The sequence below is a fragment of the Saccharomonospora iraqiensis subsp. paurometabolica YIM 90007 genome, from assembly GCF_000231035.2.
GTDB lineage: Bacteria > Actinomycetota > Actinomycetes > Mycobacteriales > Pseudonocardiaceae > Saccharomonospora > Saccharomonospora paurometabolica.
Window position 1 is genome coordinate 124,042 of record NZ_KI912185.1, and the last position, 307, is coordinate 124,348.

Here is a 307-nt window from a genome sequence, read left to right on the forward strand (position 1 = left end):
CACCCGCGCCTTCTTCGAGGTCGGCGGCCAGTACCGCCGCAACGTCTGACCCCCGCCCCACCCGCGAGTCGCCACCCCAAACCCGCGAGTCGACGCTCCGGAACCGCGAGTCGCCACTCCCGGACCGCGAGTCGCCACTCCCGGACCGCGAGTCGCCACTCCCGGACCGCGAGTCGCCACTCCCGGACCGCGAGTCGGCGCTCCGGGACCGCGAGTCGTCACTTCACACCAGTCGACGGTCCGGGACCGCGAGTTTGTGTCCGGTGTACGAAGGGTATTCTTGATCATCGTCGGTCTCGGACCGGAT